11 protein-coding genes are annotated in these 14,054 nt (G+C 68.5%); 1 reads left to right on the forward strand and 10 read right to left on the reverse strand.

Features of this window, described 5'->3' with window-relative positions:
- Positions 1-49: 49 nt before the first annotated feature.
- The 3 genes from DB354_RS16685 to DB354_RS16695 are packed head-to-tail and all read right to left on the reverse strand — an operon-like array spanning position 50 to position 3,154.
- Positions 50-862 (reverse strand): ATP-binding cassette domain-containing protein, encoded by an 813-nt coding sequence (locus DB354_RS16685; RefSeq protein ID WP_107836780.1) that lies wholly within the window; start codon positions 860-862, stop codon positions 50-52.
- A gap of 2 nt (positions 863-864) precedes the next feature.
- Positions 865-1,617, reverse strand: a complete 753-nt coding sequence (locus DB354_RS16690; RefSeq protein WP_107836781.1) for an ABC transporter permease — start codon at positions 1,615-1,617, stop codon at positions 865-867.
- 1 nt (position 1,618) lies between these two features.
- Positions 1,619-3,154, reverse strand: coding sequence for a hypothetical protein (locus tag DB354_RS16695; RefSeq protein WP_107836782.1), 1,536 nt, complete (start codon positions 3,152-3,154; stop codon positions 1,619-1,621).
- Between the two features lie 387 nt (positions 3,155-3,541).
- Here DB354_RS16695 and DB354_RS16700 point away from each other — a divergent pair, with 387 nt between their 5' ends.
- Positions 3,542-4,108, forward strand: a complete 567-nt coding sequence (locus DB354_RS16700) for an RsmD family RNA methyltransferase (RefSeq protein ID WP_107836783.1) — start codon at positions 3,542-3,544, stop codon at positions 4,106-4,108.
- 216 nt (positions 4,109-4,324) lie between these two features.
- Here DB354_RS16700 and DB354_RS16710 read toward each other — a convergent pair whose 3' ends face one another.
- The 7 genes from DB354_RS16710 to DB354_RS16740 form a co-directional block, all read right to left on the reverse strand.
- Entirely contained in the window at positions 4,325-5,059 is a 735-nt protein-coding gene (locus DB354_RS16710) for an RsmE family RNA methyltransferase (protein ID WP_233256669.1), read from the reverse strand.
- Between the two features lie 376 nt (positions 5,060-5,435).
- Positions 5,436-6,656: a beta-propeller fold lactonase family protein gene (locus tag DB354_RS16715; protein WP_158277580.1), complete on the reverse strand. Its 1,221-nt coding sequence runs from the start codon at positions 6,654-6,656 to the stop codon at positions 5,436-5,438.
- 7 nt (positions 6,657-6,663) lie between these two features.
- Complete coding sequence (locus tag DB354_RS16720) at positions 6,664-7,452, reverse strand: aldolase/citrate lyase family protein (RefSeq protein ID WP_107836786.1); 789 nt, start codon at positions 7,450-7,452, stop codon at positions 6,664-6,666.
- Positions 7,449-8,546, reverse strand: coding sequence for a phosphotransferase (locus tag DB354_RS16725; protein WP_107836787.1), 1,098 nt, complete (start codon positions 8,544-8,546; stop codon positions 7,449-7,451). The genes DB354_RS16720 and DB354_RS16725 overlap by 4 nt, the downstream gene beginning before the upstream one ends.
- Positions 8,547-8,552: 6 nt before the next feature.
- Positions 8,553-9,857 (reverse strand): bile acid:sodium symporter family protein, encoded by a 1,305-nt coding sequence (locus tag DB354_RS16730; protein WP_199226875.1) that lies wholly within the window; start codon positions 9,855-9,857, stop codon positions 8,553-8,555.
- Positions 9,854-11,569 carry a glycosyl hydrolase family 32 gene (locus tag DB354_RS16735; RefSeq protein ID WP_107836788.1) on the reverse strand — a complete coding sequence of 572 codons (1,716 nt, stop codon included), beginning with the start codon at positions 11,567-11,569 and terminating at the stop codon, positions 9,854-9,856. The genes DB354_RS16730 and DB354_RS16735 overlap by 4 nt, the downstream gene beginning before the upstream one ends.
- Positions 11,570-11,606: 37 nt before the next feature.
- On the reverse strand, positions 11,607-13,952 hold the full coding sequence (locus tag DB354_RS16740; protein WP_158277581.1) for a TonB-dependent receptor: 2,346 nt from the start codon (positions 13,950-13,952) through the stop codon (positions 11,607-11,609).
- Positions 13,953-14,054 lie beyond the last annotated feature (102 nt).

The following is a 14,054-nucleotide window of genomic DNA, read 5'->3' on the forward strand; positions in this document are numbered from 1 at the left end:
TGATTGGGAAGTTGGTGCGGTTAAGGTGGCGGACAAGTATCCGGACGGGTCAGGCCTCCAGGGCCTTGAAGCGCGGGTTCTTGAGATCGATCTTTGGGTTCAGGAAATCCGCGACGCGGGGATCCTTGGGCGTGCGGAGGTCGGCTGGCGGCCCCAGGAAGAGCAGCTCGCCGCCCATGAGGATGCCGACGCGGTCGGCGATGTTCAGGGCGAGGTCGCGATCATGGGACACGACGATGGTCGTGACGTGGTACTGCTCCTTCAGCGTGGCGATGATCTCGGCGATCGTGGCGCTCATCACCGGGTCGAGCTCGCTGGTGGGCTCGTCGTACAGCATGAGCTGCGGCTCCATCACCAGCGCGCGGGCGATGGCGACGCGCTTCTTCATGCCGCCCGAGAGCTCGGAGGGGAACTTGTAGGCGGCATTCTCGAGCGAGAGGATCTGCAGCGCGCGCATGACCTTCTCGCGGATCCCCGCCTCGTCCGTGATCTGGTGCTCACGCGGGTAGAGTGCGAGGTTGTCGTACACGGAGAGCGAGTTGAAGAGCGCGCCGGCCTGGAACACCAGGGCCATGCGGATCTTCTCGCGCGTGTCCTCCGCGGCGGCATCGAGCCCGTCGATGGTCACGCGACCGGCGGTCGGCTGCTCGAGGCCGACGACGTGCTTGAGCAGCACGCTCTTGCCCGAGCCGCTGGGGCCCATGAGCACGAAAATCTCGCCGGGCTCGACGGCGAAGGAGACGCCCTTGAGGACTTCGAGCCGGCCGAAGCTCTTGGTGAGCCCGTCGACTTTGACGCTGACGGCCGGCGTCTCGCCGTGGGTGAAGGGATTGCGCGTGGCGCTGGCGGAGGTGTCCGGCATGGTCACAGGAGGGCTTTCGTGACGAAGTAATCGAACACGAGGATGAGGATGAGCGACGTGACGACGGCGCGGGTGACGGAGGCGCCGATCTCGCGCGGACCACCGCGGGTGTTGAGCCCGATGTTGCAGCAGACGAGGACCACGACGAAGCCGAAGACCTCGGCCTTGACGAGGCCGTTCCAGACGTCGCCGAAGTCCATGTACTGGCGCATCGTGGCGAAGTAGGCCTCGGGCTCGATCGCGATGAAGTTGGTGTACTTCGCCACGATCGCGCCGCCGAACCAGCCGACGAGGTCGGCGATGATCGTGAGGACGGGCATCATGACGAGCACGGCAGCAAGCCGCGGCAGCACGAGGATCCGGGCGGGCGGGATGTTCATCGTCTCCAGCGCGTCGACCTCCTGGTAAACCTTCATGGAGGCCAGCTCGGCGGCGATCGCCGAGCCGACGCGGCCGGCGAGCAGGACGGCCACCATCACCGGACCGAGTTCGCGCGCCATCGAGAGGCCGACCAGGAGGCCGATGAACTGCTTGGGCCCGACATTCTGGGCGGCGTAGCCCGACTGCAGCGCGAGGACGCTGCCGATGAAGAAGCTCAGGATCGCGACGATGGGGAGCGTCGTGTACCCGATGAGGTAGCACTGCTCGATGAAGCGCCCGAATTGCCGCGGGAGCGTCGGGACGTACCGCAAGGCACGGAGCAGCAGCAGAATTGTGCTGCCGATGCCGTCGAGGACGCGGGTGAGTTGTTTCATGTCAGCGAGACGGTTGCGCTGCGGCGTTCACAGCGGAGGAGGGGAAGTTGAACCAGCGGAGTTTCCAGCCGCTGCCGGGCGCGCGCTCGAGCGCCACCACGCCGTTGCCGAGGGCGATGCGGCGGGCCGCGCCGAGCCGGCTCGAGCTGAACAGCGGGCCGAGGTGAAACTCGCGGGCCTGGCGGGCGTCGTCGCGCCGCCACGTGATCGCGTTCCAGAGGAGCGACGTCCGGGTGGTGCCGGGCTGCTTCTGCTCGAACCGGGCGACGGCGAAAAGGGGAGACCACGCGGCGCGAACCTTCTCGTTGTTCGGGAAGAACACCTCGAACGGGCTGAAGAACTGCACCTGCTTCCGGCCGGCGCCATTGTCCCACGTGCTGACCAGCGGCCAAAGGTGGGTGAGTGTGGCGGCGGGCAGGCCGGGGTTCGTGGCACTGCGCTGCTGTTCGGACCAGTAGAGGAAAAAGAGCAACTGGGTTCGCTCGCGGCTGAGTCCGTCGGTCGTCCAGCGTGCGTGCCGCAGGACCGGCCACGCGTACCAGGTCTTGTCGTAGCCCTTGACCACCGAGTGCGTGTAAACCGGGCCCCAGCGGTTCACGTAGCGATTGTCGCCGCGGCCCTGCACGAGGAATGGCCAGAGGTATCGGGTCTCCCGGTACGGGACCGGGCTGCGCCGGTCAGTGTAGCCGAAGAACGGCCACAGGTAGGTTTCGTCGATGACGCCCGGGCCGGAGTGCCGCGCGTAGAACGGCAGCACGCCGACCTCCCGCACCGGGGGCGTGCCGGCGGGGGCGTCCTCGGCGGGCTGGCGGGTGTTGTTGTAGCCGAGCGGCCACAGGTAGGTCTCGGTGCGGAAACGGCCCGGCTGCTCGCGGATCTCGAACAGCGGCCAGATGCCGAAGCCATGCGCCGCCCCCCGCGTCACGCGCACGATGGGCCAGGGCGTGTAGGTGGTGGTGGCGCCGCGCTTTTCGACGGCAGCGTAGGCGGGAAAGATCACCCAGCTCGCCTTCTCCATCCCCAGCTTGTTCTTCACCGTGCCCGCGACCGGGAACAGCGCGCGATAGCTCATCTCCGGATCGCCGGTCTGGCGTGAGAACCAGAAAGGCCAGACTTCGAACAAGCCGTCGCCCTTGGCGGTCGCCGCGGGCGTCGCGGCGCCGGCCCGGCCGCCGGAGCGGCGGATGAGCTCAAAGACGTTCCACTGGTATGTGGACTCGTCGGCGCGATAGCTGAAAAGCGGGTAGAGGAACGAAGCCGAGCGGAGGTGGCCGGCGGTATCGCTCTGTTCGATCCAAACCGGCCGGAGCCCGCCCGCCGAGCCGGAGCCATCCGGGGCGGTTTGCCCGTAGAGCAGGGGGCCCACGCTGGTCCATTGCCGGGCCTGGCCGGAATCATCGGTCTGCTGGACGATGATCGGCCAGTTGTTGCGCTCGCGCTCGGCGCCTGGCGCTTGGCCCCACAAGGGCGCGACGAGCACGCTCAGCGCCGCCGCGGTGAGAACACCGGGACGTAGAGTCAGGCGGGGAGCGTGCATGGTAGGCAGTTCAAAGCGGACGCGAAAAAGGCCGCGACGTGTGGGAGCAGTCGGCAAGCTCCCGCTGGTGCGCGGTTAAAGGAAGAACAGTGCGGAAAGATGAAGTTCGTGCAAACGCTATGTTAACTGCTTGGACCGCCGGGTTTGCCATGGTTCCGTCGTGTTGCGCCGCAACAGTTTGCCCGCGTACTGTCCACCCGCGGCACAATGGCGCCGGGCCGGAGTTTCCCGTTGAATCGCCGCCCTTGCCGGCGTGTCATGCCGCGCCCGGGTGTCATCCCGGACTCAACCCATCATGCGGAACCTCCCTCCTTCGCGTACCCGGACCGGATATCGCCCTCTGCCCGTGTGCCTTATGGCGCCCCGTCTGGGCCGACAGGAGGCGTCATGCGCATAAGTGGCGGTGGCGCACGGGGAATCACGCTGCAGGTGCCACGCGGCGACGCCGTGCGGCCCGCGACGGACGGCATGCGCCAGGCGTTGTTTTCGAGCTTGGGCGCGCGGGTGGTGGACGCGCGTTTCTTGGATCTCTTTGCCGGCAGCGGCGCGTACGGCCTGGAGGCGCTGAGCCGGGGCGCGGTCGGCGGCGTGTTTGTTGAGCAGAACGCCAAGACCGCCGGCTGTGTTCGCCAGAATATTGCGGCTGTGTGCAAGAGTCTCCGCCGGCCGACGGACGGCCTCGTGGTTGTTCAAGCCGACGCCCGGAGCGTGCCGCTCGGCGGCGGCGAGGTGCCGGACTTGGTCTTCATCGATCCGCCCTACGACCTCATTGCCGAGATCACGCCGGCGCTGTTCGCCCGGCTCAGTGACACCCTCGCGTCCAAGCCCGACACCCTCGTCTGCTTTGAGGCGCCCGGAGAACTCGAACTCGCGCCGACCGGCTGGACGCTGCTCAAGCGGATTGGCAAAGGCGCCCGCCAGCCCACGGTGTCGATCTTTCGCCGGGAGGGGTAAGTCGTTCGGACCTCGGCGTCCGATGGCGACGCACGGCCGTCGCCTTGACGCGTCGGCGCGCAGTGCGGATTTGCTTGGAGTCAGCTGGCTGGAAGATCGGCGACCGAGACACAATCATCGCCGCGCATGCTCTCGCGCTTGGCGCGGTCATGGTCACCCGCAATACGCGCGAATTTGACCGCGTGCCTGGGCTGCGGGTGGAGAACTGGGAGGAACTCAGTGGAGTAGAAGCAGGGAGAGCGCGGCGATGACGGCCGTTTCGGTGCGCAGGACACGTTCGCCGAGGTGCACGAAGGTGAAGCCGTGGTCCCGCAGGAGCACGCGTTCCGCCGCGGACCAGCCGCGCTCGGAGCCGATCGCCAGGACGACGGGGCTGCCGCGGCGCGGCGCGGCTGCGGCCAGCGGACGCGCAGCCTCGTAGTTGTCGAGCGTGAGCCGGACCGCCGCGCCCGCGCTCACGCCCGCCGCGGGGGCGGGACACGTCTCCTTCAGTACCTCCGCGATCGTCCGCCCGTGCGTGACTTCCGGCACCTGCGTGACGAACGCCTGCTCCGCGCCAGCGAGCACGTGCCGCCGCCACTCGCCGGAGGACCACAGCGAACTCTGGGCGTAGCTCGATTCGCCCTTTTCGGTGCGCACAAAGTGGATCGCGCCCACGCCGACCGTGGTCGCGTCGCGGAGGACGTCCCGCGCGGTCTGCGGCCGCGGCAACCCGACGAGCAACGTGATGGGCGGAGCAACGGGAGGCGGAGTCGTGGCGACAAATGTCAGCGCGAGGTGGTCCGCGGTGATGTCGGTCACCGTTGCCTTGCCCCGCGGGCCGTTGACGAGCCCGGCATCGAAAGCGTCGCCCACCTGCCGCCGCAGCACCTGCAGCACATGCACGGCGCGACGGTCCGTCCGTGGCAGCGGCGCAGCGAGTTCGTTGGGATCAAAAAGGACGAGGTTCACGGGCAGGACGGGAGAGCGAACGATGCGCCTCACATGCCAGTGCGTGGCCCCGGCCGCAAGCGGACGCACGTGGCGCCGCAGCGAGTATCCGGACATTATTCCGGAGTATCTGGACATTATCCCGTAAGTCGCGAAGTGCTGGGCAGTAATAATTGCAGCGCTCGTGCCCTCGTGCTCGTCTCGCAGGCCGGTCGGCGTGCACGCCGACCGGCCTGCGAAGTGAAAGTGAGAGTGAAGGTGAAAGTGTCGAGCGACAGCGCCGCGGCGACCGGATGTGGGGCTGCACCGCGACCGGTGCGCGGAGTGGAGCGACCAGGCCGCTGAGAGTAAGAGAAAGAGCAAGAGAAAGACTTGGAATGATCGCCGGGCGGCTGCCTCAGGGGAGCGGGGACGCTGGCGCGGGGGCCGTGCTTTCGGCGACCAGCCGGGCGGCCGCGACGGGCTCGCCGGGCAATGTCAGCGCACCGGGGAGTCGGGTGAAGGCGGCGCTGGCACCGTTCCGACGAAAGAGCCCCAGACGGCGGAAACCGGTTTCGGCCACGACGAGGTGCAGGCCATCGCTCAAGAAGACTGCGAACTGCGGTCCGCCGTCGACGGCCAGCTGCTGCGCGGGCTCGTACCCCGCCGCGTTCCGCCGCAGCAGATGCACGCGGCCGGCCTGCCCGAACCGAGCATCGTGTTCGTCCGTGACCCCGAACCCGTGCATGCAGCTCGCGGCGATCCACTCGCCGTCGGGACTGAGGTCCAATCCTTCCGGCACTCGGTCCACCGTGATTCGTTGGCGCACGCGCAGCGCCTCGCGATCGAGGTCGACGAACACGATCTCGTTCGAGCCGATGTGCGCCACCGCCGCGCCGCGGCCGCCCGGCAGGTAGCGAATCACGTAGGGGCCGCGGCCGAGCGACGCCCGGTGCAACACGGTCGGCCGCGCGTCTGCATCGAGCGCCAGCAGCACCACGGCGTCGCTCTGGTTGAGCGAGGCCAACGCGTGCCGCCCATCCGGAGCCACTTCGACGTGGGCGACGATCTCCTCTGCGCGGGCAATGGAAACGCGCGCCGACTCCCGCACCCCTGCTGCGCTCAGCTCTAGGACGGAGAGCGTGCCGTCGCCGCGGTTCGCCACGAGGGCATGCCGACCATCGGGGTGCAGTCCGATGCTCGCCGGCTGCAACCCGAGCTCGAGCGTCTGCTGCACCGCTGGGACCTCGCCGCGCCACCGGACCAAGGTGAGCGCGCGATCCGGCAGAAAAGCGGCGGGAACATCGCCGCCCACCCGGCTGGAACCCGCGACCAGCGCAACGGGCTGCCCGGGGACGGCGGCGAGCGAGGTCGGCGGTCCGATGTAGCTCAGCGCTACCGGCAGGGCCCAAGTCAGCTGCAACCTGCTGTCCACGACCCCGACGCGAGCGACCCGGCCGGGCCCGCCGGCGCGGGGCTGCGCTTTGCCCGCCACGTAGGTGATCGACGTGTCCATTCCCACGAGCAGTGACGAATCCGCCGCCGCGCCCGAGGCCGCTGCGAGCGCCGCACCCCAGGCGCAGGCGGCGACCGCCAGGGCGGCGGCGCGACGTTGAAGAGCGATCGGCCGGGTCAACACGACGTGGTCAGCGTTTCGACGCCGGCACCGCGGTTTCGCGCAGCGGAGTCGCGCGGTTGAGGATCGCCTGGAAACGGCCGCGGAGCGCGCCGACATCGGAATCGATGCCAAAGTGAGTGAAACCCTGGGCGCGGAGATTGGGCAGGTCATCGAGGTTGCGCACGAGAATGCCGGCGGGCTTGCCCACGCGCCGGGCGGCGGCGGTCACGACCCCGAGACAGTCCTCGAAGCTGGGCGCCCCAGGATCGCGCCGTGCGCGTAGGTCGAACCCCAGGTCCGCCGGTCCGACGAAGACCATGTCGACGCCGTCCACGGACGCGATCGGCTCGGCGTTGCGCACGGCCTGCAGCGTCTCGATCTGGGCGATGAACACCGGCTCGGGCAGCGCGGCGTCGTCGCGCGGCGCGCGCAGGCCGTAGCCGTACACGCGGCCGGAGCGCGAGAAGCCGCGGCGCCCGCGGGGCGGGTAGCGCATGGCTTCGACGCACGCGGCGGCTTCCGGCGCGGACTCGATGTGCGGCACCATCACGCCCTCCGCGCCCCAGTCGAGCACGCGCAGGATCAGTTCCGGATGGGGCGCGCCCACGCGCACGATCGGGATCGTGCCCGAACCGCGCACGGCCTGCAGATTGTTCAGCAGCGTGGCGTCCGAACCACAGCCGTGCTCGAGGTCGAACAGCACCCAGTCGAAGCCGCATTCCGCGGCGAGCTCGGCGATGACCGGCGAACCGATCGAGAGCCATGTGCCGACGGAGGGCTGCTGCCCGCGGAGGCGTTGAGGAGAGGAGGTGATCATAGCGTGGTGGGATCCCGGGAATCACGGAGGCCGGCGAGCGCGGTGCGGATGCGGGAAAGCGTAAACTGCTTCAGGTCCCCACCGGTTCCGCCCGGACCCACCAGGAAGAAGTTGCTGCCGAGGTCAAAGTAGCCGGCGCCGACGCGAATGACGGCCTTCATGACCATGTTGCGCAGCAGGTGTAGCCAGAAGCGCGGGCAATAGTCCGACGGCAGCGGCCGCACACTCGCGTAACCTGCGAACGTGGCGCTGAGCGTCGGCCCGTCGTGAAAACAGCCGAGCAGCGACAGGTCATCCATCGGGTCGCCTGCAATGCAGTCGTCCCAGTCGATCACCGAGACGACGTCGGTCGTCGTTCCGAGCACGTTCCACAGCGCGAGATCCTTGTGCACGAGGCAGCCCGAGGGCAGGTCCAGCAGGGCGCGGCGGTCGTTGATCTCGCTGCGGATGGCGGTCGCCTCGTCGCTCGACAGAAAATCGCGGCCGACGAGGAACATGAGATGCCGGTCGAGATGCAGCGTGAAATAGTCCGCGTAGCGTGCGTGATGTCCGAGCAGCTGACCGCTCGTGGCCACGACATCGCTGCGGAACGGACCGAAGCCCGCGGGCGTGATTGCCTGCCAGCGCGCCACCGCCGCGCCGATCTGCCGCGCGGTGCGCTCGAGGTCGAGCTGCCCCGCCTTGTACCAGTGGTTCAGGTCCGGGTGCGGCACCCGCTCGAGCACCTGCCAGGCAAAGGGCTCGGTGCCGCGGCTCGCGTCCAGTCCGTACACTTCCGGCGTGAGCACACCTACCTCGCGCACGAGCCGGAGTACGTGGCTCTCGACGAGAAAGTAGTCGTCCCGCTCCGGGCCATCCTCGACGCGGATGAAGCTGTCGCGCCCGCCGAGCGTCGCGCGAAACGTGGCGTGATTACCCTGGCCGCCGGCGGGACGCAAATCCTGGGCCGGCGCGCCGAAATAGCGCTGGAGGGCGGCGGCGAGGCCCGGCTGCAGGTCGGGACGCTCCCGCGTGGCGGTGTCCTGGCCGACGCTGTGCAGCGCCGCCGGGCGGTCGCATTTCCAATAGTAGATCTGGCTGCGGGGAGAGGGCATGGCGGATCAGCGCGTGGCGTTCGTGTCGACGTCTTCATTCCCGGTCGGCCGCTGCCGCCACCAGGTGGCGAGGGCGGAGCCAGTCACGTTTTGCAGGGCGCCGAAGATGGCGGGCGCGAGCCCAAGCGTGGCGACCTGGCCCATTTGCATCGCGATGCCGGAGGCGAGGCCGCCGTTTTGCTGGCCGATCTCGATCGCGATCGTGCGGCAGGAGCGTTCGTCCATCCGGAAGAGCCGGGCGGTCCAGTAGCCCAAGGTGTAGCCACCGATATTGTGGCAGAGGCAGGCGACGAGGAGCCACAGACCGATGGTGAGGAGATTATCGCGGCCGGCGGCGGTGATGATGGTCAGGATTACGCCGAGGCCGGTCATCGAGAACAGGGCCATAACGCTGGAGATCTTCTGCTTGTTGCCGTCGAGCAGGTGCCCGAGCACGGCACCGGCGAGCAGCGGCAGGACGAGTGCGAGGCCCAGCAGCGAGGCGATCGTCACGGGGTCAATCGGCTTGCCCCGCGCGAGCGTGAGCACGACCTGCACGAGAATCAGCACGCCGGCGAAGATGCCAGTCTGCTGAAGTCCGGCGCGGCGAAAACCCTGGCCGGAGCTGGCGAGGTGGAACGTGATGCCGGCCATGATCGGGTAGATCACGATCTTGATGATCTCCGCCATCATGCCCCAGAAATCGACCGGCACCATCTGGCCGGCGAGGGTCTTCATCCAGAACGGCATCAGCACCGGCGCGACCAGGGTGGCGCAGGCGGTGAGGGTGACGGACAGCGCCAGGTTCGCCTTGGCGAGGAAGCACATGACGTTCGACGCCATGCCGCACGGGGCGCACCCAATCAGGATCACGCCCGCCGCGATTTCCGGCGTGGCCAGGGGGAACAGCCGGGCGAGCGAGTAGCCCAGCAGCGGCATGATGACGAAATGGGCGGTGAGCCCGATCACGACCATGCGCGGCATGCGGAGGACGCCCTCGAAATCCTTCAGCCCCATCTGGGAGCCGACCGTGAACATGATGCCCTGCAGCAGCGGCACAATGAGGGTTTTGAGCTCGAGACTGCCCACCCGCTGGAACGGCCACGGGAAGAACAGCGCCATCGCGACGAGCGTCATCATCACCATCGTGTACGTGGCGCCGCGGAAGCGCTCGGTGCGATAGCACAGCAGCGCCGAGGCGAGGAAGAACGCCATCGTCGCGCCGCCGGCGAGCGGCACGGCGCGAGCCAGCCCGGCGCCGACGGCGAGCAGCCCGGCGGCCGTGGCCACCAGCGCAAGAGGTTTCGTGATCCGGGATGAAGCAGACGTCATGGGGAAAGGGATACCGGAGGGCGCGCCGCGGCGGCGGCGGCATCGGCGGCCGCCCCTTCACGGTCGGTCGCACCCGCAAAACCGGGCCCGCCGGCGGCCACGTAGCCGTAGCTCGCGCCGCTGCGATCGGGGCTCACCCAGAAGGCGTACAGGCGGCCCTGCGTGAGATGAAAACGGAAGCGGACCGGCCGGTCGCGCAGCGCGGCGAGGGTCTCCGCCTGGCGCCAGCGGACTTCGCGGCGCGTCGTATCCGCGGAGACCGGCACGCATTCCGCCGCGCCGAACGGCGCGATCACGTTACCCTCGGGATCGAGCACTTCCACACGCAGCGCGCCCTGCGGACAGGCGACGTTCACAAAGAGCCGCTCGCCGGCAAAGCGCACCGGCCGCGTCGTGAGACTGCCGCCCTCGGCGCCGGTGTCCATGGAGGCAAAACCGTCCCGCCGGAGTCGGGCGAGGCCGATGCTCGCGCCGGTGTACATGCCGCGCCAGCCCGAGGGCGCGACGCCGGAGAAGCCGGTGTACGGGAAATAGAGCCAGTCGCCGACCACGACGCACACGCCGGTGGGGCAGTGCAGGTAGCCGCGGTTCCACGCGCCCTCGCGCCGGCTCGCGCGCAGGAAGGGCTCGCGGTTGGGCCGGTCCCAATGAAAGCCGTCGCGGCTGAAGCCGAGCTTCAGCTCGGTGATCTTGGGGAAACGTCCCGCCTCGCAGACCTCGTTGGTGGGGCCGAGGTGGATCGAGAACACGCCGAGGATGAGGCTCTCGTAGGCGATGCCCTGCAGGTTGTAGAGCTGGGGCGCGGCGCCCACCTGCGGGTCGGGCGAATCGAGGCGGTCCGCGTTGGTCCAGTACACGGACTGGCGATACACGCCCGCGGTCATGAACGTCCGCGACTCGGCGTAGTGCCGCTCCCGGCCGCGCGGGCCGTTGCGCTTGATGCTGTGCACCCAGACCTGGCGAAACGGGTTGTAGAAGAACGTGCAGTAGTCGGCCGCGGGTCCGGTCTGGACTCCCGCCGACCAGGTGAGGCCGTCGGCCGACACGTGAAGCGAGTGATCTTTTGAAGAACGCTGGGTCAGAAATTTGTAGCGCTCCGCCGCTGGCGCCTGCAGGTCCAGCCACACCCCGTTGTCCCAGCCGGCGCGACCTTTGCCTTCCGGCAGGACGAGATTGTCGCCGGCGCGCCCGAGTGCGGGCCGCTCCCAGTGAATGGCGTCACGGCTGGTCGCGAGTGCGAGGCCGCCGCGCCAGCCGGCGGTGTACCACAGCTTGAACTGCTGCGCGGCGGGGTCGAACCAGACGCCGCCCGAGCCGAGGTAGCACACCGCTTCCTGCGCGCCCTCGATCCCGGTGGTGCGCGTGAGTTCCGGCGGGGTCGTCGCGGCGAGGATCGGGTTGCCGGGGACTTCCTCCGCGGCGTGCCACGTGCGGCGCAGTGTCGAGTTTGCGATGAGATAGTCGTCGACGAAGAGCTGCCGCCCCACGTCGATCGGGATTACGGCCGGCGGCGCGACCAGATAGGGCACCGGCATGGGCTCGCGCGATTTCGCGTCCAACGTGCGCTCCGGCCACACCGGCGGCAGCACGATGCCGTTCGGCAGCACTTCGCCCTGCCGCGGCTCCGCGGCGGCACCGTCACTGGCCAGCGCGCAGGCGGCGCAAGCCGCGACGACGCCGGCGAAGCGGGAAGAGGCGAGTGACGTGATCATGCCGACGAATGGCGCGGGGCGGTGTGGCGGGCAACGGCTAGAAACGCAGCTCGTAACGTCCGAAGTACGCCCGTTCGTCGTTCTTGCGGCCCGAGGCGGACCACCATTCGCGGTTGGCGAGGTTCTTCACGCTGAAACCAACGATGTGACGGTAGCGGCCCGTCTCGAACCGATAGGTGATGAAGGCGTCGTAGATCGTGGCCGAGGGGCGGATCTCCTCGATGCGGTTCGTCGGGCCGTAGTTCAGGCGCAGCTGGTTGGTGACAGCGCCTGTGCCGGTGACCTCGGAGCCCGCGGTACCGTAGCGCGCGACGTAGTCGTCGGTGTAGCGGGCAGACCCGCCGAGCTTCAGCCCGTGGAGCGGGCCGTCCTTGAACTGGTAGGTGAGCGAGAGGCTGCCGGTGCGCCGCGGCGTGCGCAGCAGGACGACGCCTTCCTTGGCGACGTCGGTCGGGCACTTGACCGTGCGGGCATCGAGGTAGCCGCCGGTGGCGGTGAGCGAGAGCGATTCCGTGACATCGGCGAACACCTCGACCTCGCCGCCACGGGCGCGCTCACGGCCGGAGCCGACGTACTGCGGGACGCCGGTGTTGAAGTCGTCCTCGTCGGCGTAGAGCGGGTTCAGCTGGGGGATGTCCTTGCGGATGATTTCGTAGGCGGACGCGGTCCAGAAGAGGCGGCCGGCGAGGAGCTCGCCCTTGAAGCCGCCCTCCATGCCTTCGGCCGTGATGCTGTCCTGGAGCTTGCCGGTGCCGCGGTCCCGCGTGAGCTGAGGCGTGAAGGAGGTGCTTTGGTTGGCGAAGGCGACGAGTTGATCGCCGAGCAGCCGGTAATTGGCGCCCACGCTGTAGCTCGACTGGCCGACACGCTTGCTGCCCGAGGCGGCGGGATCGATGAGGTCGACGTTGTCGACCGCCATGCGGTCGTAGCGATACGAGGCGAACAGCAGCGCGCGCCGGCCGATGGCCATGCGCTCCGAGACGAGCGCGCCGAGCAGCGTGCGGTCCATGGTGTTGTGCTCAACCTGGCGGGTAAGGAGGCTGCGGTCGTAGCCGGAGAAGTCGGGGGCGGCGACGCTGAGGGTCTTGAGGCTGGCGGGCAGGGCGTTGCGGTCGGCGGTGGACATCTTCCACGACCAGTCTTCCGAGCCGTAGTCCGAGCCATCGATGGTCATCAGCAGCTTGTTCGCGGTGGGACCGAGCTTGAACGTCGCGAGCAGGTCGACCTGGCCCTGCAGGGTGCTGACCTGGGCCTCACCGTGGATCGGGTCGCGGCTGTTGAAGTTGCCGGACGAGACGGAGTAGTTGGCCACCGAGCTCGTGGAGGAGGTGGTGGTCCAGGACCACGAGTCGTACGGCCGCTCCCACCACTGGAAGTTGGCGCGGAGGCTGAGGAACGAGTTGATCCGGTGCTCGGCGCGAAGGTCGACGGTGGTGACGTCGCGCTGCTGCACGAAGTCGCGGCCCAGCGGATTGAACCCGGCGCGTTCGAGACCCTCGGCGATGCCGCCGGTGACAGTCTGACCTGACTTGCCGGAGACCGGGCTGACCCAGGACGAGGCGTACACCTTCGTGATGCCCGGTTGGCCGCGATTCATTGTCCGGCGGAGGCGCTCGACCTCGAGGGTGAACGTGGTGGCCTTCGACGGCTGGTAGGTCACGGCGCCGCTCGCGGCGAAGGTCTTGTTATAGAAGAATTGCTGGAGCCCCTTCGTGTCCGTGTAGGTGGCGTCGAGGCGGGAGAAGAGCTTCTTGGCCACGAGCGGCTGCGTCACGTGGGCCTCGTAGCGCTGGTAATCATACGAGCCGAATGTGGTCTTGAAGCGCGCCGTGGGTTTTCGGAAGGGACGCTGCGTCACATAATTCACAATCCCGCCCGGCTCGGTCAGGCCGAAGGTGGCGGCGAGCGGGCCCTTGATGAACTCGACGCGCTCGAGGTTTACGACCTCGGCGATGCCGATGCGTTGAAAACCGTTGCGGAAGAACTGGGGCTGGAAGCCGCGGAACGAGACGTACCCGCCGGTGCCACTCTGGCGCTCGCCCGCGAGGTTGCCGCCGGCGATGAACGAAAGCTGGTCGTCGATTTCTTCCAGCATGAAGTTGTCGACGAACTCGCGGGGCAGCACGGCGACCGCCACGGGTGATTCGATCAGGCGCGTGTTGATACGCAGGGCGCCGACGGTCTCGTCGGTCTTCGCGTTCTCGACCGTGGCGGCGCCGCGGACGTGGAACTCATCGAGCACGTACACCTGCTCGGGGGTGGCATTGGCGCTGGCGTCGGACTTGGCTTGGGCCGCGGCGGCCTGGGCGGAGGAAGTCGCGGGCAGGGCGGCGGTGGCCGCGAGCACGCCGGCGATCCGGACGAGACAAGGGAAGGGCTTCATGGCTTTGGGGGACGGGTTTGCCTGGCGGCCCGACGCTGCGAAACGAGGCGGCGGGGAAAAGGGTGCCGTAACGAAAGTCGTTACGTGAATCCGGCGCGGTGC

Source organism: Opitutus sp. ER46, assembly GCF_003054705.1.
Classification (GTDB): domain Bacteria; phylum Verrucomicrobiota; class Verrucomicrobiia; order Opitutales; family Opitutaceae; genus ER46.